This is a genomic window from Buttiauxella sp. WJP83, assembly GCF_027594725.1.
Classification (GTDB): domain Bacteria; phylum Pseudomonadota; class Gammaproteobacteria; order Enterobacterales; family Enterobacteriaceae; genus Buttiauxella; species Buttiauxella selenatireducens.
The window spans coordinates 4,517,044-4,540,446 of sequence record NZ_CP110080.1 but is presented as its reverse complement, the minus strand read 5'-3'; the positions used below and the strand labels follow the sequence as shown (position 1 = coordinate 4,540,446).

The following is a 23,403-nucleotide window of genomic DNA, read 5'->3' as shown; positions in this document are numbered from 1 at the left end:
ATTGCAGGGCGCGGAACATGGCGCCCTTTCTTCATCTGGTATAGCCCTGCAGTAAGGAATTCATCATGACTCATCGCATCGAACGACTGAAATCAGCTTTGTTTGCTCAGCCGCGCGAAATCTCACTTGAACGAGCTGTGCTGTATACCGCCAGCCATCGCAAAACGGAAGGGGAACATGTCCTTTTACGGCGCGCAAAAGCAACGGCGTACATTCTCGACAACGTCGAAATAACCATTCGTGAAGATGAGTTGATCGCGGGGAATCGCACAGTGAAACCCCGTGCTGGAATCATGTCCCCGGAGATGGACCCTTACTGGCTACTCAACGAGTTAGATAAATTCCCTGATCGCCCACAGGACCGCTTTGAAATCAGCGAGCAAGACAAAGCGCTTTATCGTGAGCAGCTTTATCCCTACTGGGAAAAGCGTTCAATGAAAGACTTCATCAACAGCCAGATGACAGATGAAGTTAAAGCTGCAGTCAAAACGCAAATTTTTAGCGTTAACCAGACTGACAAAGGGCAAGGACATATCATCATTGATTATCCGCGCCTGCTGCAAAATGGTCTGGGTAAGTTGGTGATGGAGCTACGTGAACATTGCAGGAAAGCACCAGAAAACCCTTTCTATCAGTCAGCGTTAATTCTGCTTGAAGCCTCACAACGACATATCCTGCGTTACGCTGCACTGGCAGAGGAGATGGCAACGTTATGTGAAGATGCGGTGCGACGCGAAGAACTGCTGAGAATGGCGGCCATTTCTCGCCATAATTCAGAATGCCGCCCAGAAGATTTCTGGCAAGCGTGTCAGTTGTTCTGGTACATGAACATTATTCTGCAGTATGAATCCAACGCCAGCTCGTTATCACTCGGCCGTTTCGATCAGTACATGTTGCCGTTTTATCAGGCGTCACTGAATCGTGACGAAAGCCCGGCGTTCCTGCGTGAATTGCTCGAATCTTTATGGGTGAAGTGTAACGACATCGTATTACTGCGCTCCACAAGTAGTGCTCGCTACTTTGCTGGCTTCCCGACGGGATACACCATTTTGTTAGGCGGCCTGACGGAGAACGGACGCAGCGCGGTGAACGTGCTCTCTTTCCTGTGTCTGGACGCCTACCAGAGCATCCAGTTGCCGCAGCCTAACCTTGGGGTGCGGGTCAATGAGCTTATCGACCGTCCGTTCCTGCTTAAAACGGCTGAAACCGTGCGTTTAGGCACCGGTATCCCACAAATCTTCAATGACGAAGTGGTGGTGCCTGCGTTTCTGAATCGTGGCGTATCACTTGAAGATGCGCGCGACTACGCGGTGGTGGGCTGTGTAGAACTCTCCATTCCCGGCAAAACTTACGGCTTGCATGACATTGCCATGTTTAACCTTCTGAAGGTGATGGAAATTGTGCTGCTGGAAAACGAAGGTAACGACAAGATTGACTACGCAGGACTGTTGCTGCAAATCCGGGAGAAAATTAGCCACTACATCAGGCTGATGGTTGAGGGTAGCAACATTTGCGATATCGGCCACCGCGACTGGGCGCCGGTTCCTTTACTTTCTTCGTTTATCGACGACTGCCTGATGAAGGGCAAAGACATTACTGATGGCGGAGCGCGCTATAACTTTTCTGGCGTGCAGGGTATCGGTATCGCAAATCTCAGTGACTCATTGCACGCTCTCAACGGCATGGTTTTTGAACAGCAGCGTTTGAGTTTTGATGAATTGCTAGCAGTGCTGAAAGCGAATTTTGCCACACCAGAAGGTGAGCAGATCCGTGGACGGCTGATTAATCGTTTTGAGAAATACGGCAACGATATCGACGAAGTCGATAACATTAGTGCTGATCTGTTGCGTTTTTACTGCAAAGAAGTCGAGAAATACGCGAATCCTCGCGGCGGTTATTTCACGCCAGGTTCTTATACCGTTTCTGCACACGTACCGCTTGGCGCGGTAGTGGGTGCGACGCCTGACGGGCGCTATGCGGGTGAACAACTTGCCGATGGAGGGTTGTCGCCAATGTTGGGACAAGACTGCCAGGGGCCAACCGCTGTGCTCAAGTCAGTGAGCAAACTGGATAACTACCTGCTTTCCAATGGAACACTGCTCAACGTGAAATTCACCCCCAGCACTTTAGAGGGTGATGCCGGCTTGCACAAACTGGCCGATTTCCTTGGGGCATTCACCAAACTTAAATTACAGCATATTCAGTTTAACGTGGTGAATGCAGAAACGTTGCGTGAAGCGCAACTGCGTCCACAAGATTATGCAGGTTTGGTGGTTCGGGTTGCAGGCTACAGTGCCTTCTTTGTTGAGCTGTCGAAGGAGATCCAGGATGACATTATTCGCCGCACCGCGCATCAACTGTGACGTGATCATTGATGATGGGGAATTAACGGCACGGATTTTTAATATTCAGCGTTACTCATTAAACGATGGGCATGGGATTCGGACAGTAGTTTTTTTCAAGGGTTGCCCGCATCACTGCCCGTGGTGCGCTAATCCTGAGTCTATTTCCAGGAAAATCCAGACCGTAAGACGCATGGCGAAATGCATACATTGTGCAACGTGTCTCAATGATGCGGACGAATGCCCAACAGGTGCGACAGAAAGAATTGGGCGCGATATTTCTTTGGCTGCACTGGAAAAAGAAGTGCTGAAAGATGAGGTTTTTTTTCGCGCATCTGGCGGTGGCGTAACGCTTTCGGGAGGTGAAGTGCTGATGCAAGCGGCCTTTGCCACACGCTTTTTGAAGCGCCTGAAGTCGCTGGGTATTCGTACCGCCATTGAAACTGCGGGTGACGCGGCACCTGAAAAAGTGCTCGCTCTCGCACAACAGTGTGATGAAGTGTTGTTTGACCTGAAAATCATGGATGTGGCTCAAGCGAAGAATGTGCTGAACATCCATCAGCCACGCGTGCTGGATAACTTCAGGTTATTGGTGGAGGCTGGTGTGCGTATTATTCCAAGGGTGCCGCTTATTCCGGGCTATACCTTAGACCAGGATAATATGCAGGCGATTATCAATTTCCTCGCGCCCATGAAGCTTACCGAGCTGCATCTGCTACCCTTCCATCAGTATGGAGAGCCGAAATATCAGTTGCTCGGCAAACCATGGCAAATGGCCGGGATCGCACCGCCTGATGAGCGGGAAATTGCTCAAATGCGCCGGATGGCTGAAAATGCCGGTTACCGCGTGACGATTGGCGGCTAAATGTAAGTGTAATGCTCGCTATAGGGAGTGTGCAGATGACAAGACAATTGGTTGCAGTGACGGCATGTGTCAGTGGTGTTGCCCACACTTACATGGCAGCAGAGCGTCTTGAAAAGCTCTGCCAGATAGAGAAATGGTCGATAAAAATCGAAACCCAGGGCGCATTGGGTATTGAAAACGAGCTGACCGCGGCGGATATAGAACAAGCTGATGTGGTTTTGTTAATTACGGATATTGAGCTTGCCGGTGCTGCGCGTTTTACTCACTGCCGCTGTGTGCAGTCTGGAATTAGCGCATTTCTGCGTGAGCCACAAAAGACTATCTCTGCTGTACGCCGAATTTTTGGAACGCCCCAGGATACTCATATCATCCTTAGCTGAGCGTTTTTTCCGTTAGCTGGCTGTGGTACTGGCGGCGATACTCTGACGGCGAACGCTCGGTATTCTTCCTGAACAGGCGGCAGAAGTAGTTGCTGTCGACAAATCCACAGGCGTGAGCCACTTCCTTGACCTTCAGGTCGTAACGTTTGAGCAACGTTCTGGCATGCTCCAGACGGGTGTGATTCAGGTATTCGTTAAAGCCCACAGCACCGGTTTTCTGAAACAGGTGCGAAAGGTAGTTGGGTGAAATATAAAAAGCCTGGGCAACTGACTCTCGCGTGAGCGGCTGAGCATATTTTTCATCAATGTACTCGCGTATAGCATCGAACAACGCTTCGCTGCGGGAGGCGGTTTGGATCTGGCTGCCCAGTAAATCAGTGCAATGGCTAAGAATACTACTGACGATAAATTTTGCGGTTTGCTGATCTTGAGGTTGCGTGACCAGTTCGTTGAGTGCCTGAAGCAAGAATGAGCCGATACGTGGCCCGCGACGCGCCACGTTTTGTTTCCCCAACGTGGTAAATTTCGTTCCGTCCCAGTGCAGAATACTGAACCCAAGCTGCTGTTTGCCAAATAAAATACTTAGCGTGGTGACCGGGGTGTTCCACTGTGGGTTGTTCCAGCATTTGGCCGGGACGTACAGCACGTCGTGTTGCTCAAGCCTTGCAGGCATACCCTCATCACAGGCATCCATAAGCACGCCATCAAGCACCACTTCAATGCGCGGGAAGTCTACCTGCCAGGCAAGTTCTGATGGGGCCACTTGGCTGCCAGCAAACCAGACGTGATGAACGCCTGAGGGGCTATTGAGCAGTCGGGAAAGAATTTGGCTTACGTCGTCATTCATAGGAGTCTGCTTTGGGCCTGCCGGGATGGCTTATCCTGGCACAATAGTCGTACTTTGCGCATGCGCCAAAACAAAAAACCCCGCTTGCGCGGGGTTTGAAAGAAACGATTTTTACTGATTAACCCGTGTTACGCATACCTGCCGCAACACCGGCGATGGTCACCATCAACGCTTGTTCTACTTGCGGATCTGGCTCTTCACCTTTTTCTTCCGACTGACGTGAACGATGCAGCAATTCAGCCTGCAACACGTTTAGCGGGTCGGTGTAGATATTTCGTAGCATGATGGATTCAGCGATCCATGGAAGGTCAGCCATCAAGTGTGAATCGTTAGCAATATCCAGCACCACTTTGATGTCTGCTTCCAGTTGATCGCGCAGCTGTTTACCCAGTTTCCACAATTCTGGTTTCACCAGACGTTGGTCGTAGTATTCCGCCAGCCACAAGTCGGCTTTGGCGAAGACCATTTCCAACATCCCAAGGCGTGTGGAGAAGAACGGCCAGTCGCGACACATGGTTTCCAGGACATCTTGTTTGCCATCTTCTACTACTTTTTGCAGTGCGGCACCGGCACCCAGCCAGGCTGGAAGCATCAGTCGGTTTTGCGTCCAGGCAAAGATCCACGGGATAGCACGCAAAGATTCAACACCACCGTTCGGGCGACGTTTTGCAGGGCGTGAGCCCAGCGGCAGTTTACCCAGTTCCAGCTCAGGTGTAGCTGAACGGAAGTACGGCACAAAGTCTTCGTTTTCGCGGATATAGCCACGATACATATCACAGGAGATAACAGACAGCTCCTCCATGATATGTTTCCACTCTTTTTTAGGTTCTGGTGGCGGCAACAGGTTCGCTTCCAGAATCGCGCTGGTGTAGAGCGACAGGCTGCTGATAGTGATTTCCGGCAGACCATATTTGAAGCGGATCATCTCGCCTTGTTCGGTCACGCGCAGGCCACCTTTCAGGCTGCCCGGAGGCTGAGAAAGCAGAGCTGCATGTGCCGGTGCACCGCCACGGCCAATTGAACCACCGCGTCCGTGGAACAGTGTCAGAGTAATTCCGGCTTTCTCACAGGTTTTGATCAGTGCGTCTTGCGCCTGGTACTGTGCCCAGGATGCAGCCATTACGCCGGCATCTTTTGCGGAGTCAGAATAGCCAATCATGACCATTTGCTTACCCTGAATGAAGCCGCGATACCAGTCGATGTTCAACAACTGGGTCATTACGTCATCGGCGTTGTTCAGGTCGTCGAGTGTTTCGAACAGCGGAGCAACAGGCAGAGCGAAGGTGCAACCCGCCTCCTTCAACAGCAAGTGGACTGCCAGCACGTCAGACGGTGTTTTCGCCATAGAAATAACATACGCAGCGATAGAGCCACGCGGTGCTTCGGCAACGACTTTACAGGTTTCCAGCACTTCACGAGTTTCATCGCTTGGCTCCCACTGACGTGGCAGCAGTGGGCGCTTAGAATTCAGCTCGCGGATTAAGAAGGCTTGTTTGTCCGCTTCGGACCAGCTTTCGTAGTCACCAATGCCCAGATAGCGAGTCATTTCGCCCAGCGCTTCGGTATGGCGAGTGCTTTCCTGGCGGACATCAATACGGACTAACGGCACGCCGAAGCATTTCACACGACGCAAAGTATCAAGCAACTGGCCGTTGGCGATAATGCCCATGCCGCACGCTTGCAGCGACTGGTAACACGCATAGAGCGGTTCCCAAAGCTGTTCGTTCTGCGTCAATAAACCTTCTGGTTTTGGCAGACGCTGGCCTTTCAGGTGAGCTTCTAACCAGGCTTGAGTCGCCAGTAATTGCTGACGAATGCCTTTCATAATGCAACGGTAGGGTTCTTGCGCAGCATCAGGACCTGCCAGCGCGCTTAGTTCTTTCGTGCATTCCACCATTGAAAGTTCAGAAACCAGTACCTGAATATCACGCAGGAACAGGTCAGTTGCTTTCCAGCGGCTGAGCAGGAGTACGTGGCGGGTGATGTCGGCGGTCACATTTGGGTTGCCGTCGCGATCGCCGCCCATCCACGAAGTGAAACGCACCGGAACGAAATCGACCGGCAGTTTGTAATTCAGGTTGTCTTCGAGTTGCTCGTTCAGCTCACGCAGGTAGTTTGGAACCCCTTCCCACAGGCTGTTTTCTACCACCGCAAAACCCCATTTCGCTTCATCGACTGGGGAAGGGCGGTGTTTACGGATTTCATCGGTGTGCCAGGCTTGAGCGACCAACTGGCGCAGACGGCGCATGATCTGGTTGCGTTCGTAGTCGGCGATGTCGCTGTGGTCGAGCTGTTTCAGGCAGCTGTTTACTTCAACCAACTTGTGAATCAAGGTGCGACGGGTAATTTCAGTCGGGTGTGCGGTCAGCACTAATTCCAGTGACAATGATTCAACAGCATCACGAATGGCGGCTTCGCTAAGGTCAGGCTGATTTTTTAATTTTTGGAGTGTCTTAGCGATGACTTCAGGATTGCTGGCAGCTTCGCCATTGGCGGAAATACTGTGATACTGCTCGGCGGTGTTGGCCAGGTTCAGGAATTGGCTGAATGCACGGGCTACGGGGAGTAATTCGTCGTTAGACAGGTTCTGTAACGTGGTCAGCAATTCCTGACGGTTTGCTTCATTGCCTGCCCGTGAGGACTTTGACAATTTGCGGATTGTTTCTACGCGGTCAAGAATGTTTTCACCTAACGCATCCTTGATGGTATCCCCGAGCAACTTGCCGAGCATACTGACATTACTTCGCAAAGCGGAATATTGTTCGTTCATTATAGTCCCACACACCCCATCTTTTATGTAACTTAATTTCACCCGTGAAGGTTCAACACCGTCTTTATAAAGCCACGTAAGTTTTGTTTCGTCAATTGCTACGAAATCGTTTCAGCAAACGAATAAATTGCGCTAATTCATGAAATTTAATTACTAACTTCGTGGATAAGCATTTCTTATGAGGATTCGCTAAAAAGTAGCTTAAAAAGGGGGCAAAACCCCCATAAACGCTATTTTTCAATGCCAGCAAAAATGATGCACGACTTGCGTGATGAGTTTGCGAGTAGGTTCGATAAATCGCGTTTCTATGTATTCATCTGGTTGGTGGGCCTGATTGATAGAGCCCGGTCCCAGAACCAGCGTTGGGCAAATCGTCTGAATAAATGGCGCTTCGGTGCAGTAGTTCACGACCTCGGTTTGTGCGCCCAGTAATTTCTCGACAACTTGCACTAACTGGTGGTCTTTGGCGCATTCGTAGCCTGGAATCGGCGGGTGCAGTTCAGAAATCGTCAAACGACCCGGCCATTTCTGGCTCACGGGCTCTAATGCTTCATTTAGCAAACCATTAAGATCATTTAATGTCAGCCCAGGCAGTGGACGAATATCCATATGCAGTTCGCAACAGGCACAAATACGGTTGGCGGCATCGCCACCGTTAATGTGCCCGAGGTTCAGCGTGGGATAAGGCACAGTGAAGGCGTCATGGTGATAACGCTCTTTCAACGTGTTCTTCAGCGACATGATATGGCCGATTGCGTCGTGCATCAGTTCGATGGCGTTCACACCACGAGCTGGATCGCTCGAGTGGCCAGATTGTCCAAGGATGCGGATAGCATTCGAAATGTGGCCTTTGTGGGCACGTACTGGCTGTAATGAAGTGGGTTCACCAATGATGGCGCAGTCCGGGCGTAAGCTCGTCGTTTCAGAGAAATAACGTGCACCGGCCATCGTCGTTTCTTCATCGGCGGTCGCCAGAATGTAGAGTGGTTTTTTAAGCGTGGTGACATCCACATCACGCAGTGCATCAAGTATAAACGCGAAGAAGCCTTTCATATCCGCCGTGCCGAGCCCATACAGTTTATTTTCATGCTCGGTCAGCGTGAAGGGGTCGCGCGTCCAGCGGCCATCGTCAAACGGCACGGTATCGGTATGACCTGCAAGCAGTAGCCCACCGGCACCGCTACCGGTACTCGCCAGCATGTTGAATTTATTGCGCGTACCCGGTACCGGTTGTATTTCGACGTTAAATCCAATGTCGCGGAACCAGCCCGCCAGCAAATTGATTAAAGACTCATTACTCTGATCCAACGCACTATCGGTAGCGCTGATGGAAGGGCTCGCGATCAATGCGCGGTAAATCTCGATAAAAGGAGGTAATTTCATCTTCACTGTTGACAGGCCTTAGCTCAGGTTGGTATACATAATCATGCAGTAATATTGAATAAAAATACATTATTACCTGCCGCGATGGAACCCCTGGTTCCGGTGGGTTGAACCACGTAATTGTACGTTGGGTGATGGCTTTCCAGCTGACACCTTTAGCAGACACAACCTAAGAAGGTGTACAGCCGAGATGTTGAATACGCTGATTGTTGGTGCCAGCGGTTATGCAGGCGCAGAGCTTGTGAACTATTTGAATCGCCATCCTCATATGAACATAACCGCTTTGACGGTTTCAGCGCAAAGTAATGACGCAGGAAAATTGATATCTGATTTGCACCCGCAATTAAAAGGTATCGTTGATATGCCGTTACAGCCAATGTCGGATATCAGCGAATTTACCGACGGCGTGGATGTCGTGTTTCTCGCAACTGCCCATGAAGTCAGCCATGACCTGGCACCGCAGTTTCTGGAGAAAGGCTGTGTCGTTATCGACCTTTCTGGCGCCTTCCGCGTTAACGACGCCAAGTTTTATCAACTTTTCTACGGCTTTACGCATCAACATCCTGAATTGCTGGAACAGGCAGTTTATGGTCTGGCGGAATGGCAGAGCGACAACATTAAAGAAACCAGTTTGATCTCGGTTCCTGGCTGCTATCCCACTGCATCTCAGCTGGCGTTAAAACCTCTGATTGATGCTGGACTGCTGGATTTAAACCAATGGCCTGTGATCAACGCGACCAGCGGTGTTAGCGGCGCTGGGCGTAAGGCTGCGATTTCCAACAGTTTCTGCGAAGTGAGCCTGCAACCGTATGGCATTTTTAATCATCGCCATCATCCAGAAATTGTCAGCCATCTTGGTACTCCAGTGATTTTCACTCCGCACTTGGGCAATTTCCCGCGTGGGATCCTGGCGACCATAACCTGCCGTCTGAAAGCAGGGGTAACTCAGCAGCAAGTCGCTGAGGTGTTTAATCAAGCTTATCAAGATAAACCGTTAGTGCGCCTGTATGACAAAGGCGTGCCAGCACTGAAAAACGTGGTTGGCCTGCCGTTCTGCGATATTGGTTTCGCAGTGCAAGGCGAGCATCTGATTGTCGTCGCAACTGAAGATAATCTTCTTAAAGGCGCATCGGCTCAGGCTGTGCAGTGTCTGAATATTCGTTTTGGCTTTGCCGAAACGCAGTCTCTTATTTAACCGGTAGTTGGGTGACATGATGAATCCATTAATTATCAAATTAGGTGGCGTACTGCTGGATAGCGAAGAAGCGCTGGAGCGTCTGTTTACTGCGCTGGTGAACTATCGTCAGTCTCATCAACGTCCACTGGTGATTGTTCACGGCGGCGGCTGCGTAGTCGATGAGCTGATGAAAAAGCTCTCCTTACCGGTTATCAAGAAAAATGGCCTGCGTGTGACACCTGCTGACCAGATTGACATTATTACCGGTGCGTTGGCAGGAACGGCGAACAAAACATTGTTGGCGTGGGCAAAAAAACATGACATCAATGGTGTCGGCCTTTGCCTTGGTGATGGCAATAGCGTAACGGTTTCCAGACTTGACGAAGAACTGGGCCATGTAGGCCTGGCGAAACCAGGTTCAGCTAAGCTGATTACCACGCTTTTGGATTCTGGCTTCCTGCCGATTGTCAGCTCTATTGGCGTGACTGCTGAAGGCGAGTTGATGAACGTAAATGCTGACCAGGCTGCTACGGCGCTGGCAGCAACACTGGGTGCCGATCTGATTCTGCTGTCAGATGTCAGCGGCATTCTTGATGGCAAAGGGCAACGTATTGCAGAAATGACGGCGGCAAAAGCGGAGCAGTTAATCGCTCAAGGCATTATTACCGACGGCATGATTGTTAAAGTCAACGCGGCGCTGGATGCAGCCCGCACGCTGGGTCGCCCTGTGGACATTGCGTCCTGGCGTCACGCGGAGCAGTTACCTTCTTTGTTTAACGGTGTGGCCATCGGCACCCGGATCTTAGCTTAAGATTTAAAGGAAAAAGACAATGCAAAATCACGGCATCAAAAAAATCGTTCTCGCATACTCTGGCGGCCTTGATACTTCTGCCATCATTCCATGGTTGAAAGAAAACTACGGCGGCTGTGAAGTGGTCGCGTGTGTGGTGGATATTGGCCAGGATCGTGAAGACCTGAAAGGCGTGGAACAAAAGGCACTGCGCTCTGGCGCAACTGAGTGCTATGTCGTGGATGCGCGTGAAGAATTCATCAGCGATTACGTTTATCCAGTATTGCAAACTGGCGCACTGTACGAAGGCAGCTACCTGCTGGGTACGTCAATGGCGCGTCCATTGATTGCTAAAGCACTGGTTGATGTAGCGAATAAAGTCGGCGCAGATGCCCTGTGCCACGGCGCGACTGGTAAAGGTAACGACCAGGTACGTTTTGAATCCACGTGGGCGGCTCTGGCGCCACATCTGAAAGTGGTTGCGCCATGGCGTGAGTGGGACCTGCGTTCCCGTGAAGCTCTGCTGGATTACCTGAAAGAGCGTGATATCCCGACTACAGCTTCACTAGAGAAAATCTACAGCCGTGACGAAAACGCATGGCACATCTCGACCGAAGGCGGTGTGCTGGAAAGCCCGTGGAATGCACCGAACAAAGATTGCTGGGTCTGGACGGTTGATCCTAAAGAAGCACCAGATCAAGCAGAGCAAGTCACTGTAACTGTTAAGCAGGGCAAAGTTGTTGCGGTTAATGGCGAAACCATGAGCCCATTCCAGTGCCTGGAAACGCTGAACAAGATCGGTTCTAAACACGGTATTGGCCGTATTGATATCGTAGAAAACCGTCTGGTAGGGATTAAATCCCGCGGCTGCTACGAAACCCCAGGAGGCACCATCATGATGGCTGCACTGCGTGGCGTTGAGCAGTTGGTTCTGGATCGTGATAGCTTCAAATGGCGTGAGCAATTGGGCCTGGAAATGTCCTACGTGGTTTACGATGGCCGTTGGTTTGCACCGCTGCGTAAATCTTTGCAGGCATCCGCTGAGTCATTGGCAGAAGAAGTGAACGGTGAAGTTGTACTGGAGCTTTATAAAGGTCAGGTAACGGCGTTGCAGAAAAAATCTCCGAACAGCCTGTACAGCGAAGAGTTCGCAACCTTCGGTGAAGATGAAGTGTATGACCACAGCCACGCGGGCGGCTTCATCCGTCTGTTCTCGCTGTCATCACGTATTCGTGCATTGAACGAATTGAAGAAGTAACAGTTTAAATATTTGCCCTCACCCTAACCCTCTCCCTGAGGGAGAGGGGATTGACCGGTTTTCTCCCTCAGGGAGAGGGTCGGGGTGAGGGGGACAAGATGATAATTTTATGGAGCATCAATATGGCACTTTGGGGTGGACGTTTTACTCAGGCAGCAGATCAGCGGTTCAAATCGTTCAATGATTCATTGCGCTTTGACTATCGACTGGCTGAGCAAGATATTGTGGGTTCTGTCGCCTGGTCCAAAGCGCTGGTCACGGTTGGTGTTCTGACGGTTGCTGAACAACAGGAACTTGAGCAATCGCTGAGTTTCCTGCTTGAAGAAGTACGGGCTAACCCGCAGGCGATTCTTGAGAGCGATGCGGAAGATATTCACAGTTGGGTGGAAGGAAAACTCATCGATAAAGTCGGTGCGTTGGGTAAAAAACTTCACACCGGCCGTAGCCGTAATGACCAGGTCGCCACTGACCTTAAACTGTGGTGCAAAATGCAAATCAGTGAGCTGCTGGGGGCGACTCGCCAACTGCAACAGGCGCTGATTGAGACAGCAGAAAACAATCAGGATGCGGTGATGCCGGGCTATACGCACTTGCAACGTGCTCAGCCGGTGACTTTTGCACACTGGTGTCTGGCGTATGTGGAAATGCTGGCGCGTGACGAAAGCCGTTTGCAGAGCACGCTCGAGCGTCTGGATGTTAGTCCTCTGGGTAGCGGCGCATTAGCAGGCACAGCCTATGAAATCGACCGTGAACAACTGGCGGGTTGGTTAGGTTTCGCCTCGGCAACCCGTAACAGTCTGGACAGTGTTTCTGACCGCGATCACGTGCTGGAGCTGCTTTCTGATGCGTCCATCGGTATGGTGCACTTGTCGCGTTTTGCTGAAGATCTGATTTTCTTTAACACCGGCGAAGCAGGGTTTGTGGAGCTGTCTGACCGTGTGACATCGGGCTCTTCCCTGATGCCACAAAAGAAAAACCCGGATGCACTGGAGCTTATCCGTGGCAAATGTGGTCGTGTGCAGGGTGCGCTGACAGGCATGATGATGACCCTGAAAGGGCTGCCGCTGGCGTATAACAAAGACATGCAGGAAGACAAAGAGGGCTTGTTCGACGCACTCGATACCTGGATGGATTGCCTGCATATGTCCGTGCTGGTGCTGGATGGTATTCAGGTGAAACGCCCGCGTTGTAAAGAAGCTGCCGAACAGGGTTATGCCAATGCAACCGAGTTGGCCGATTATCTGGTCGCGAAAGGCGTACCATTCCGCGAAGCGCACCATATTGTGGGTGAAGCAGTGGTGGAAGCGATTCGCCAGGGCAAAGCGCTGGAAGCATTGTCACTCGCTGATTTGCAGAAATTTAGCGCGACGATTGGTGATGATGTTTATCCCATTTTGTCATTGCAATCTTGCCTGGATAAGCGCGCAGCAAAAGGCGGCGTCTCTCCACAGCAGGTAGCACAGGCGATTGCCGACGCAAAACAACGTCTGAGTTAACATCGTTTTCAGTAGGAAGAACCTGGCCTGGTGCCAGGTTTTTTTGTTTATAACGGATAAAAAAAAGCGGACATGATGTCCGCTAAATAACTCACGTTGGCTTCATTACTTTTTTAGGCTTTCAGGGTGTCTCTGCAACAAAACCACGGTCATGGATGGTTTGTGCTGTTGCTGGCTATTATTTACCATCAATGGTTGATAGGGATAATCGTTCGTTGCTATGATTTCTATCGCCATGGGCTATCATGGCGACGGAGGATAGAGAATGAATATTCGTGATCTTGAATATCTGGTGGCGTTGTCTGAACATCGCCACTTTCGTCGGGCAGCGGATGCCTGCCATGTCAGTCAGCCAACGCTGAGCGGCCAGATTCGTAAGCTTGAAGATGAACTCGGTGTCATGCTGCTTGAGCGCACCAGCCGAAAAGTCTTGTTCACGCAAGCGGGTTTACTGTTAGTGGATCAGGCCCGTACAGTGCTGCGCGAAGTGAAAGTCCTGAAAGAGATGGCGAGCCAACAAGGCGAAGCGATGTCGGGGCCGTTGCACATTGGGTTGATCCCAACCGTTGGGCCTTATCTGTTACCGCAGATTATCCCGATGCTGCATAAAACCTTCCCCAAACTAGAAATGTACCTTCACGAAGCGCAAACCCATCAACTGCTCGCGCAACTTGATAGCGGCAAGCTTGATTGTGCGATTCTGGCTCTGGTGAAAGAGAGTGAAGCGTTTATCGAAGTACCGTTATTCGACGAGCCGATGAAGTTGGCGATTTACCAGGATCATCCATGGGCAGAGCGCGATCGTGTGCCGTTGTCGGATCTTGCGGGTGAAAAGCTTTTAATGCTGGAAGATGGGCATTGCCTGCGCGATCAGGCTCTGGGTTTCTGCTTTGAAGCGGGCGCCGATGAAGATACGCATTTCCGTGCAACCAGCCTTGAAACGCTGCGTAACATGGTTGCGGCAGGGAGCGGAATTACCTTGTTACCCGCACTGGCTGTGCCGAATGAGCGCGAGCGCGATGGTGTCGTCTATCTGCCGTGTTATAAACCAGAACCGCGCCGTACTATCGGCCTGGTTTATCGTCCGGGTTCTCCGCTGCGTGGTCGCTATGAGCAGCTCGCAGAGGCCATCCGTACACATATGGATGGCCATTTTGAGCCAGCGTTAAAACAAGCGGTTCAGACCGTTTAGTGCCGCAACCCGATAGGCTTCCGCCATAGTCGGGTAGTTGAAGGTGGTGTTAACAAAGTATTCGATCGTGTTACCGCCACCTTTCTGCTCCATAATCGCCTGGCCGATGTGAATAATTTCAGCCGCACGCTCACCGAAGCAGTGAATACCTAAAATCTCTTTCGTCTCGCGATGGAAGAGAATTTTTAGCGTACCCACGTTCATTCCAACAATTTGCGCACGAGCCAGGTGCTTAAACTGCGCACGGCCCACTTCGTATGGCACTTTCATCGAGGTCAGCTGTTGCTCAGTTTTCCCGACGGAACTGATTTCTGGAATGGTGTAAATACCAGTTGGAATATCTTCAATCAGATGCGCGGTAGCTTCACCTTTGACCATCGCTTGCGCAGCTATTCGACCTTGATCGTATGCGGCTGAAGCCAGGCTTGGGTAGCCAATCACATCGCCCACGGCATAAATATGCGGCTGGGCTGTCTGGTACATGCTGTTGACCTTCAACAGACCACGACCATCCGCTTCCAGACCGACATTTTCCAGCGACAATGAATCGGTATTACCGGTACGTCCGTTGGCATATAGCAGGCAATCAGCTTTCACTTTTTTGCCTGATTTCAGCGAGACAATGACGCCATCTTCCACGCCTTCAATCTTCTCGAACTCTTCGTTGTGGCGAATGACGACGCCGCTATTCCAGAAGTGGTAAGAGAGCGAATCGGACATCTCTTGATCGAGGAATGCCAGCAGGCGATCGCGGGTGTTAATCAAATCCACTTTGACATTCATGCCTCGGAAAATTGACGCATATTCGCAACCAATCACCCCAGCACCATAAATAATGACGTGGCGCGGTTCATGGTGCAGATTGAGAATGGAGTCGCTGTCGTACACGCGGGGATGGCTGAAATCAACTTCTGATGGACGATAAGGCCGTGAGCCGCAAGCTATCAAGAATTTCTCAGCGGTGATCAATTCCACTGAACCGTCGTGGCATTCCAGTGAAATGGTGTGCTCATCGACAAAACGTGCATCGCCCTGCAACATCTCACAGTGGTTGCGCTCATAGAAGCTCTGACGCATGCGTGTTTGTTGGTTAATAACGCTGTCGGCGTGATTAAGAATATCGGCGAAAGAAGAACGGAGAAGATGAGTGTGGTCGCTGTATAACGGGTTTTGATTAAATTCGATAATGCGGCTGACTGCGTGGCGGAGGGCTTTCGAGGGGATGGTTCCCCAGTGGGTACAACCGCCGCCCACATTATGGTAGCGCTCGACGACGGCTACCCTTGCTCCAAGTTTCACCAGCCCCATTGCAGCGCCTTCGCCGCCAGGACCGGAACCAATTACTATTGCGTCATAATCGTAGGTGTGTGACATGGTAAGGCTTACCTGTTCTTATACATAAAAGCAACACGATGGTAACATCAACGCCGAGATAACCCAATTGTCGTTGTGCTTTTTGCTACGTAACGCGAGGAAGCTCGCGTAAACAATCATTCACGATCCCGTATAAAACCAGTTAAGTTAATCTCTGGTATAGTGCGGTTTCGATTTAAGAGATTCAGGCAATATGATGGGTGTAAGAGCGCAACAAAAAGAAAGAACCAGGCGTTCTCTGGTAGAAGCCGCGTTTAGCCAGTTAAGTGCTGAACGGAGTTTTGCCAGCCTGAGTTTGCGCGAGGTCGCTCGTGAGGCTGGTATTGCGCCAACATCGTTTTATCGCCATTTCCGTGACGTTGATGAACTTGGGCTGACGATGGTCGACGAGAGCGGCCTGATGCTGCGCCAGTTAATGCGCCAGGCTCGCCAACGAATTGCTAAAGGCGGAAGCGTAATTCGTACTTCCGTCTCAACATTTATGGAATTTATCGGTAATAATCCCAACGCGTTCCGTTTACTGTTGCGTGAGCGTTCTGGAACGTCAGCTGCTTTCCGTGCTGCCGTCGCACGTGAAATTCAGCACTTTATTGCGGAACTTGCTGACTATCTGGAACTCGAAAACCGCATGCCGCGCAGCTTTACCGAGGCGCAGGCGGAAGCGATGGTAACAATTGTATTTAGTGCTGGTGCCGAAGCGTTGGACGTTGATGCCGATCAGCGTCGTCAGCTTGAAGAGCGACTGGTGCTTCAGCTGCGCATGATTTCTAAAGGTGCGTATTACTGGTATCGCCGGGAGCAAGAAAAAGTGGCATTGGCTCATTTATCCGAAGAGTGAGTGAAGGAAGAGCTATGAAACAGTTACAAGAGAGAGGTACGCTCGGGTTAGCGTTTATCGCTGGCTTGTCGATAAACGGTACGTTTGCCGCGGTGTTTAGCTCGGTCGTGCCATTTTCCATTTTCCCTATTATTGCGCTGGTGCTGACCGTGTATTGTTTGCATCAACGCTACCAAAACCGCACGATGCCGGTTGGTTTGCCAACTATTGCCGCCGCGTGTTTCGTGTTGGGTGTGTTGCTGTATAGCGCTGTTGTGCGCGCTGAATATCCGGCGATCGGCTCTAACTTCTTGCCAGCTGTGCTTTCAGTTGCTCTGTTGTTCTGGATTGGTTTTAAAGTCCGCGCTCGTAAAACGCAGGTGACTGAATAATCACGCTGGAAGAAACAAAAACGGACGCCGAGGCGTCCGTTTTGCTATTTGCGCGTTAACCACACGCCGCATTCCATATGGTGCGTATACGGGAATTGGTCGAATAGCGCCAGGCGTGACACGTTATGGGTTTCGCTCAATGTTTCCAGGTTCTCGCAAAGGGTTTGCGGGTTGCAGGATATATAGAGGATGCGCGGATACGCCTGAACCATTTTCACTGTGTCGGCATCCAGGCCACTGCGAGGTGGGTCGACAAAAATGGTTTCGCACTGATAGCTTTTCAGATCGATGCCTTTCAGGCGGTTAAACTCGCGTACGCCATTCATCGCTTGAGTAAACTCTTCTGCGGCCATGCGGATAATTTGCACGTTATCGATTTGGTTAGCGGCAATGTTGTATTGCGCCGCAGCAACAGAAGGCTTGGCAATTTCCGTCGCTAACACTTGACTGAAATTACGTGCCAGGGCCAGCGAGAAGTTGCCGTTACCGCAGTACAATTCCAACAGATCGCCTTTTGAACCTTGAGTCGCATCCAGCGCCCATTCCAGCATATGAACATTCATCGCCGCGTTAGGCTGAGTAAAGCTGTTCTCAACCTGGCGATAAATCATCTCTTTACCGGCAACGGTTAAGCGTTCATCAATGAAGTCCTGATCCAGTTCAATCTTGGTTTTGGTGGCGCGGCCAATCAAATGAACGTTGAAACCCTGCGCGCGTAGATTATCGCGCAGCGCCTGGGCATGCTGCTGCCACTCTTCACCAAGCTTGCGATGGTAAAGCAGCGAAACAACCGCCTGGTTGCTCATTGTGGTCAGATAATCGATCTGGAAAAGTTTGTGGCGCAGGGCTGGGATGTCACGAACTCCGTCGAGCATCGCAGGCATCAGCGCATTGATAAGCGTACTGGCAGCAGGGAAGCTATTGACCCGAATACGCTGTTTGGTTTGCTGGTCAAACATGATGTGATACAGGTCGTCTTCATCGTGCCAGATACGGAATTCGGCACGCATCCGGTAATGGCTGACCGGCGAGCGAAACACCTCCGGCGCGGGTGCCGTAAAAGGGGCCATCATGCTTTGCAAGCGGGCGACTTTTTCGGCCAGTTGCGCGTCGTACTGTTCAATTGGGAGATGTTCGGGGGTCATGAGCTCATACCTGTTAATGAAGTCAAACTACGCGGCGATTGTAGGGAATAGGTACGTGATGTCCAGTGCTGTTGCATTTTGATGTTTCTAGACAAACTTGTTAACAAAATCGTAGCATAGAGATTCCGGCCTCTTTTTTATGAGTTAAAAGGGAACCCAGTGTAATTCTGGGGCTGACGCGCAGCGGTAAGGAAGAGTGGGATGAGCGCAATATGCAGACACTGCTTAACTAAGTGGGAAGTCATCATCCGGAAGTAATACGCCTCCAAGCCCGAAGACCTGCCGGTATACGTCGCAATCTGCATAACTATCGCGTGCTATCGGTTATGTCTGCGGCATCCTTATTGGAAAGCGGATGCTTATTAAAAATGATGGTAAAAAACCTTTCGCTGCTTACGGCTCTGTCCGTAACGGCTTTTTCAGGCTGGGCGCAAGACAGCAATTCTGACGAAACCCTGGTGGTAACGGCTAACCGTTTTCAGCAACCGGTGAATACTGTTCTGGCTCCAACTGATATTGTCACCCGGGAAGAGATCGACCAATGGCAGGCAAAATCACTTAATGATGTGATGCGCCGTTTACCGGGTGTCGATATTGTGCAGTACGGTGGTCTGGGGCAGAGCTCCTCCATGTTTGTTCGCGGGACGAGCGCCAGCCATGTATTAGTGCTGGTGGATGGCGTTCCGCTTGCGCGCCCTGGCATTTCTAATTCTTCAGATATCAGCCAAATCCCTATCTCTTTAGTGCAGCGAGTGGAATACATTCGTGGCCCGCGTTCCGCCGTTTATGGTTCCGGTGCGATTGGCGGTGTGGTGAACATCATTACCCAGAGCGATGAAGAGAAATCGCAGATCAATGCAGGTGTCGGTTCGAATAGCTATCAACAATATGATGGAACGTTGCGTAAACGTTTTGGCGATACAGTAGCGACAATCTCTGGTGCGTATGAATCCACCAACGGTTTCAACGTTCAGCCACACTCGACTTATAGCGGTGATAACGACAGCGATGGCTACCGTAGCAAAAGCTATTGGGCGGGCCTTGAGCACAAATTTAGCGAAGAGTTTGATGGTTTCTTCCGTACCTACGGTTACACCAACAACAGCGATTATGATTTAGGTGCTCCTCCTTATTCACCAGCGTATAGCGCCGATGAGCATCAACTCTATAACCAGAATTATGATGCTGGCCTGCGTTTCCATTCTGGAATCTATTCCACGCAGTTGTTGGCGAGCTATCAAAAAGTGAAGGACTACAACTATAGCAGTGAGTTTGGCCGCTATAACGATGGTACGACACTTGACCGCATGACCCAGAGCAACATCCAATGGGGTAACAACTTCCTTGTTGGGAATGGCTCAATCAGTGCTGGGGTGGACTGGCAGCAACAGCGTCTGACATCCTCTGATACTGTGATGTCTGATAGCTATAAACGCGATAACACGGGCGTGTACCTTAGTGGGCAGCAGCAGTTTGGTGACGTAACCTTAGAAGCCTCTGGTCGTGAAGATAATGACGAACAATTCGGCTGGCACGGCACATGGCAGACTGCCGCGGGTTGGCAGTTCGTTGAAGGATATCGCGCAACGATCTCTTACGGTACAGGGTTCCTTGCGCCATCACTCGGACAACAGTATGGCTCGACACGCTTTGGTATCGACTCAAACCCGAATCTGAAACCAGAAGAATCTAAACAATGGGAAGCAGGGCTTGAAGGTTTGACCGGACCGGTGGACTGGCGTCTGTCGGCTTATCACTACACGATTGAAAACCTGATTACCTACTATTCCGATCCGGTTACTTATGATGGGTCTTATGACAACATCAAGTCTGCAACCATCAAAGGGATTGAATGGACCGGGAGCGTTGATACTGGCATCTTTACCCACAAGCTAACGCTGCAGTATATGGATCCGCGTGATGACCAGAATGATGAAGTGCTGGCTCGTCGCGCCAAGCGCCAGGCAAAGTACCAGCTCGACTGGACGATGTTTAACGTAGATATGGATGTGGCATGGCAGTATTACGGAAAACGCTATGACAACAACACCTCTGCTTATAACCCTACTCAGCAAATTTTGCCGAGTTACAGCACAGTTGATGTAGCGGCTTCATATCCAGTCACCTCTCAGTTAACCGTTCGTGGTAGAATCGCCAACCTGTTCGATAAAGATTACGAGACGGTTTATGGCTATCAAACCCCAGGACGGGAATACTACCTCTCTGGCAGCTATACCTTCTAATACACGTCCCACCGTACTGGTTTTTGACTCCGGTGTCGGTGGGCTCTCTGTGTATGATGAAGTCCGGCAACTTCTGCCTGACCTGCACTATATCTATGCTTTCGATAACGTAGCATTTCCCTACGGTGAGAAAAGCGAAGAGTTCATTGTTGAACGCGTATTGGAAATTGTTACCGCTGTTCAGGAACGTTATCCACTCGCGCTCGCCATCATCGCCTGTAATACGGCGAGTACCGTTTCGCTTCCCGCTCTTCGTGAAAAGTTCGCTTTCCCGGTTGTTGGTGTCGTTCCTGCGATTAAACCTGCTGCCCGTCTGACGACCAATGGTGTTGTGGGCTTACTGGCGACTCGCGGTACGGTTCGCCGCCCTTATACTCATGAGCTGGTCGCGCGTTTTGCTTCGGAATGCAGAATCGAAATGCTCGGCTCGGCAGAGCTGGTGGAATTAGCAGAGGCCAAGTTACACGGTCAGCCTGTGGACCTTGAAGAACTGCGCAAGATTCTTCGCCCATGGCTACGAATGAAGGAGCCGCCAGATACTGTCGTATTAGGTTGCACCCATTTCCCTCTATTAGAAGAAGAGTTGCTACAAGTTCTTCCTGAAGGCACCAGGTTGATAGATTCAGGTGCTGCGATTGCTCGCCGTACGGTATGGCTGCTGGAGCATGAATCTCCGAATGCAACATCTGCGGATGAGAATATTGCATTCTGCATGGGGCTAACTCCTGAGATTGCACAATTAGCACCCGTTTTGCAGCGTTATGGCTTCCCAAGGCTAGAAAAACTGGCTGTTTGCGACGATTTTGAATAAAAAATCGACGGTTGAAATAAAAATTGAAAATAGGGGTTGTCAGCTTCCAGAAAATCCCTATACTGCGCCTCCACTGACACGGCACAACGGCTTACAAACCGGCCCGTCAGTCAGACGAAAAGCGAAAATAAACGCTTGACTCTGAAAGAGGAAAGCGTAATATACGCCACCTCGAGTTAGCAAGCGAAAGCGCGTAACTCACTGCTCTTTAACAATTTATCAGACAATCTGTGTGGGCACTCGCAGGATTGATATCTCAGATACCTTCGGGTATCAAAAAAATATCAAGTCTTGAAGAGTGACCAAGCAGTAATTCATTTAGTTGAATTATTACGAAAGTTAATTTTTGAGCACCGCTTCACGAGTTGAAGCAAATCAAGCTTTTAATTGAAGAGTTTGATCATGGCTCAGATTGAACGCTGGCGGCAGGCCTAACACATGCAAGTCGAGCGGTAGCACAGGGAGCTTGCTCCTGGGTGACGAGCGGCGGACGGGTGAGTAATGTCTGGGAAACTGCCTGATGGAGGGGGATAACTACTGGAAACGGTAGCTAATACCGCATAACGTCTTCGGACCAAAGTGGGGGACCTTCGGGCCTCATGCCATCAGATGTGCCCAGATGGGATTAGCTAGTAGGTGAGGTAATGGCTCACCTAGGCGACGATCCCTAGCTGGTCTGAGAGGATGACCAGCCACACTGGAACTGAGACACGGTCCAGACTCCTACGGGAGGCAGCAGTGGGGAATATTGCACAATGGGCGCAAGCCTGATGCAGCCATGCCGCGTGTATGAAGAAGGCCTTCGGGTTGTAAAGTACTTTCAGCGAGGAGGAAGGCATTGTGGTTAATAACCACAGTGATTGACGTTACTCGCAGAAGAAGCACCGGCTAACTCCGTGCCAGCAGCCGCGGTAATACGGAGGGTGCAAGCGTTAATCGGAATTACTGGGCGTAAAGCGCACGCAGGCGGTTTGTCAAGTCGGATGTGAAATCCCCGGGCTCAACCTGGGAACTGCATTCGAAACTGGCAAGCTAGAGTCTTGTAGAGGGGGGTAGAATTCCAGGTGTAGCGGTGAAATGCGTAGAGATCTGGAGGAATACCGGTGGCGAAGGCGGCCCCCTGGACAAAGACTGACGCTCAGGTGCGAAAGCGTGGGGAGCAAACAGGATTAGATACCCTGGTAGTCCACGCCGTAAACGATGTCGACTTGGAGGTTGTTCCCTTGAGGAGTGGCTTCCGGAGCTAACGCGTTAAGTCGACCGCCTGGGGAGTACGGCCGCAAGGTTAAAACTCAAATGAATTGACGGGGGCCCGCACAAGCGGTGGAGCATGTGGTTTAATTCGATGCAACGCGAAGAACCTTACCTACTCTTGACATCAAGAGAAACTCGCCAGAGATGGCTTGGTGCCTTCGGGAACTCTGAGACAGGTGCTGCATGGCTGTCGTCAGCTCGTGTTGTGAAATGTTGGGTTAAGTCCCGCAACGAGCGCAACCCTTATCCTTTGTTGCCAGCGGTTCGGCCGGGAACTCAAAGGAGACTGCCAGTGATAAACTGGAGGAAGGTGGGGATGACGTCAAGTCATCATGGCCCTTACGAGTAGGGCTACACACGTGCTACAATGGCGCATACAAAGAGAAGCGACCTCGCGAGAGCAAGCGGACCTCATAAAGTGCGTCGTAGTCCGGATCGGAGTCTGCAACTCGACTCCGTGAAGTCGGAATCGCTAGTAATCGTAGATCAGAATGCTACGGTGAATACGTTCCCGGGCCTTGTACACACCGCCCGTCACACCATGGGAGTGGGTTGCAAAAGAAGTAGGTAGCTTAACCTTCGGGAGGGCGCTTACCACTTTGTGATTCATGACTGGGGTGAAGTCGTAACAAGGTAACCGTAGGGGAACCTGCGGTTGGATCACCTCCTTACCTAATAGATACGAACTTGCGTAGTGCTCACACAGATTGTCTGATAGAAAACGAGCAGTAAAACCTTATAGGCTTGTAGCTCAGGTGGTTAGAGCGCACCCCTGATAAGGGTGAGGTCGGTGGTTCAAGTCCACTCAGGCCTACCAAATCCTCCCCTGTTCTGCGTTGCACCTCCGGCTCGCATAATTCATTATGC

General features: G+C 50.9%; 17 protein-coding genes, 1 tRNA gene, 1 rRNA gene and 1 riboswitch. Of the genes, 14 read left to right on the top strand and 5 right to left on the bottom strand.

Translation table 11 applies throughout. The features are described 5' to 3' along the window. Nucleotides 1–65: 65 nt before the first annotated feature. From OH773_RS20965 to OH773_RS20955, 3 genes are read left to right on the top strand one after another with little or no spacing between them, the layout of a single operon-like run. Nucleotides 66–2,363: a formate C-acetyltransferase gene (locus tag OH773_RS20965; protein WP_270141592.1), complete on the top strand. Its 2,298-nt coding sequence runs from the start codon at nucleotides 66–68 to the stop codon at nucleotides 2,361–2,363. Then, the gene (locus tag OH773_RS20960) at nucleotides 2,329–3,207 is read left to right on the top strand and encodes a [formate-C-acetyltransferase]-activating enzyme (protein WP_270141590.1); all 879 of its coding nucleotides are present in this window, start codon (nucleotides 2,329–2,331) and stop codon (nucleotides 3,205–3,207) included. The genes OH773_RS20965 and OH773_RS20960 overlap by 35 nt, the downstream gene beginning before the upstream one ends. A 35-nt stretch (nucleotides 3,208–3,242) precedes the next feature. Continuing rightward, on the top strand, nucleotides 3,243–3,587 hold the full coding sequence (locus tag OH773_RS20955) for a PTS fructose-like transporter subunit IIB (RefSeq protein WP_270141588.1): 345 nt from the start codon (nucleotides 3,243–3,245) through the stop codon (nucleotides 3,585–3,587). On the opposite strand, the gene OH773_RS20950 is transcribed toward OH773_RS20955, so the two are convergent. From OH773_RS20950 to argE, 3 genes are all read right to left on the bottom strand, one after another. Further along, nucleotides 3,580–4,434, bottom strand: coding sequence for a helix-turn-helix transcriptional regulator (locus OH773_RS20950; protein WP_270141586.1), 855 nt, complete (start codon nucleotides 4,432–4,434; stop codon nucleotides 3,580–3,582). The genes OH773_RS20955 and OH773_RS20950 overlap by 8 nt on opposite strands. A 118-nt stretch (nucleotides 4,435–4,552) precedes the next feature. Next, the gene (ppc, locus tag OH773_RS20945) at nucleotides 4,553–7,204 is read right to left on the bottom strand and encodes a phosphoenolpyruvate carboxylase (protein WP_270141584.1); all 2,652 of its coding nucleotides are present in this window, start codon (nucleotides 7,202–7,204) and stop codon (nucleotides 4,553–4,555) included. 237 nt (nucleotides 7,205–7,441) lie between these two features. Then, a complete protein-coding gene (gene argE / locus OH773_RS20940) occupies nucleotides 7,442–8,593 on the bottom strand; it encodes an acetylornithine deacetylase (protein WP_270141582.1) in 1,152 nt (383 codons plus the stop codon). A gap of 184 nt (nucleotides 8,594–8,777) precedes the next feature. Here argE and argC point away from each other — a divergent pair, with 184 nt between their 5' ends. The 5 genes from argC (at nucleotide 8,778) to oxyR (ending at nucleotide 14,500) form a co-directional block, all read left to right on the top strand. Next, entirely contained in the window at nucleotides 8,778–9,782 is a 1,005-nt protein-coding gene (gene argC / locus OH773_RS20935) for an N-acetyl-gamma-glutamyl-phosphate reductase (protein ID WP_183272876.1), read from the top strand. A gap of 16 nt (nucleotides 9,783–9,798) precedes the next feature. After that, nucleotides 9,799–10,575 carry an acetylglutamate kinase gene (gene argB, locus OH773_RS20930; protein ID WP_270141580.1) on the top strand — a complete coding sequence of 259 codons (777 nt, stop codon included), beginning with the start codon at nucleotides 9,799–9,801 and terminating at the stop codon, nucleotides 10,573–10,575. A 19-nt stretch (nucleotides 10,576–10,594) separates the two neighbouring features. Further along, entirely contained in the window at nucleotides 10,595–11,812 is a 1,218-nt protein-coding gene (locus OH773_RS20925) for an argininosuccinate synthase (RefSeq protein WP_270141578.1), read from the top strand. Between the two features lie 122 nt (nucleotides 11,813–11,934). Next, on the top strand, nucleotides 11,935–13,308 hold the full coding sequence (gene argH / locus OH773_RS20920; RefSeq protein ID WP_270145998.1) for an argininosuccinate lyase: 1,374 nt from the start codon (nucleotides 11,935–11,937) through the stop codon (nucleotides 13,306–13,308). Nucleotides 13,309–13,573: 265 nt separating this feature from the next. Next, on the top strand, nucleotides 13,574–14,500 hold the full coding sequence (gene oxyR, locus OH773_RS20915; RefSeq protein WP_270141576.1) for a DNA-binding transcriptional regulator OxyR: 927 nt from the start codon (nucleotides 13,574–13,576) through the stop codon (nucleotides 14,498–14,500). On the opposite strand, the gene sthA is transcribed toward oxyR, so the two are convergent. After that, on the bottom strand, nucleotides 14,474–15,874 hold the full coding sequence (gene sthA / locus OH773_RS20910; protein WP_270141574.1) for a Si-specific NAD(P)(+) transhydrogenase: 1,401 nt from the start codon (nucleotides 15,872–15,874) through the stop codon (nucleotides 14,474–14,476). The genes oxyR and sthA overlap by 27 nt on opposite strands. Nucleotides 15,875–16,070: 196 nt before the next feature. On the opposite strand from sthA, the gene fabR reads away from it, so the two are divergent. Together fabR and OH773_RS20900 are read left to right on the top strand one after the other, a co-directional pair. Continuing rightward, on the top strand, nucleotides 16,071–16,712 hold the full coding sequence (fabR, locus tag OH773_RS20905) for an HTH-type transcriptional repressor FabR (RefSeq protein ID WP_270145996.1): 642 nt from the start codon (nucleotides 16,071–16,073) through the stop codon (nucleotides 16,710–16,712). Nucleotides 16,713–16,726: 14 nt separating this feature from the next. After that, on the top strand, nucleotides 16,727–17,083 hold the full coding sequence (locus OH773_RS20900) for a YijD family membrane protein (RefSeq protein ID WP_270141572.1): 357 nt from the start codon (nucleotides 16,727–16,729) through the stop codon (nucleotides 17,081–17,083). A gap of 44 nt (nucleotides 17,084–17,127) precedes the next feature. Here OH773_RS20900 and trmA read toward each other — a convergent pair whose 3' ends face one another. Beyond that, a complete protein-coding gene (gene trmA / locus OH773_RS20895; protein WP_270141570.1) occupies nucleotides 17,128–18,228 on the bottom strand; it encodes a tRNA (uridine(54)-C5)-methyltransferase TrmA in 1,101 nt (366 codons plus the stop codon). 109 nt (nucleotides 18,229–18,337) lie between these two features. Beyond that, a riboswitch (cobalamin riboswitch) is annotated at nucleotides 18,338–18,529 on the top strand. 70 nt (nucleotides 18,530–18,599) lie between these two features. On the opposite strand from trmA, the gene btuB reads away from it, so the two are divergent. From btuB to OH773_RS20875, 4 genes are all read left to right on the top strand, one after another. Beyond that, complete coding sequence (gene btuB / locus OH773_RS20890) at nucleotides 18,600–20,471, top strand: TonB-dependent vitamin B12 receptor BtuB (protein ID WP_270145994.1); 1,872 nt, start codon at nucleotides 18,600–18,602, stop codon at nucleotides 20,469–20,471. Next, entirely contained in the window at nucleotides 20,416–21,282 is an 867-nt protein-coding gene (gene murI / locus OH773_RS20885) for a glutamate racemase (RefSeq protein WP_270141568.1), read from the top strand. Before btuB ends, murI begins: the two co-directional genes overlap by 56 nt. Nucleotides 21,283–21,666: 384 nt before the next feature. Continuing rightward, nucleotides 21,667–23,207: ribosomal RNA gene (locus tag OH773_RS20880) — 16S ribosomal RNA — on the top strand. Between the two features lie 69 nt (nucleotides 23,208–23,276). After that, nucleotides 23,277–23,353, top strand: a tRNA-Ile gene (locus OH773_RS20875). The last annotated feature ends 50 nt before the right edge of the window (nucleotides 23,354–23,403 follow it).

What these genes read in the sequence shown, in the direction of transcription:
- argC (WP_183272876.1), top strand. Translation starts at nt 8,778, where the DNA reads ATGTTGAATACGCTGATTGTTGGTGCCAGCGGTTATGCAGGCGCAGAG.
- OH773_RS20955 (WP_270141588.1), top strand. Translation starts at nt 3,243, where the DNA reads ATGACAAGACAATTGGTTGCAGTGACGGCATGTGTCAGTGGTGTTGCC.
- OH773_RS20950 (WP_270141586.1), bottom strand. Translation starts at nt 4,434, where the DNA reads ATGAATGACGACGTAAGCCAAATTCTTTCCCGACTGCTCAATAGCCCC.
- OH773_RS20965 (WP_270141592.1), top strand. Translation starts at nt 66, where the DNA reads ATGACTCATCGCATCGAACGACTGAAATCAGCTTTGTTTGCTCAGCCG.
- sthA (WP_270141574.1), bottom strand. Translation starts at nt 15,874, where the DNA reads ATGTCACACACCTACGATTATGACGCAATAGTAATTGGTTCCGGTCCT.
- oxyR (WP_270141576.1), top strand. Translation starts at nt 13,574, where the DNA reads ATGAATATTCGTGATCTTGAATATCTGGTGGCGTTGTCTGAACATCGC.
- argB (WP_270141580.1), top strand. Translation starts at nt 9,799, where the DNA reads ATGATGAATCCATTAATTATCAAATTAGGTGGCGTACTGCTGGATAGC.
- murI (WP_270141568.1), top strand. Translation starts at nt 20,416, where the DNA reads ATGGCTATCAAACCCCAGGACGGGAATACTACCTCTCTGGCAGCTATA.
- ppc (WP_270141584.1), bottom strand. Translation starts at nt 7,204, where the DNA reads ATGAACGAACAATATTCCGCTTTGCGAAGTAATGTCAGTATGCTCGGC.
- fabR (WP_270145996.1), top strand. Translation starts at nt 16,071, where the DNA reads ATGGGTGTAAGAGCGCAACAAAAAGAAAGAACCAGGCGTTCTCTGGTA.
- OH773_RS20925 (WP_270141578.1), top strand. Translation starts at nt 10,595, where the DNA reads ATGCAAAATCACGGCATCAAAAAAATCGTTCTCGCATACTCTGGCGGC.
- btuB (WP_270145994.1), top strand. Translation starts at nt 18,600, where the DNA reads ATGGTAAAAAACCTTTCGCTGCTTACGGCTCTGTCCGTAACGGCTTTT.
- OH773_RS20960 (WP_270141590.1), top strand. Translation starts at nt 2,329, where the DNA reads ATGACATTATTCGCCGCACCGCGCATCAACTGTGACGTGATCATTGAT.
- argH (WP_270145998.1), top strand. Translation starts at nt 11,935, where the DNA reads ATGGCACTTTGGGGTGGACGTTTTACTCAGGCAGCAGATCAGCGGTTC.
- OH773_RS20900 (WP_270141572.1), top strand. Translation starts at nt 16,727, where the DNA reads ATGAAACAGTTACAAGAGAGAGGTACGCTCGGGTTAGCGTTTATCGCT.
- trmA (WP_270141570.1), bottom strand. Translation starts at nt 18,228, where the DNA reads ATGACCCCCGAACATCTCCCAATTGAACAGTACGACGCGCAACTGGCC.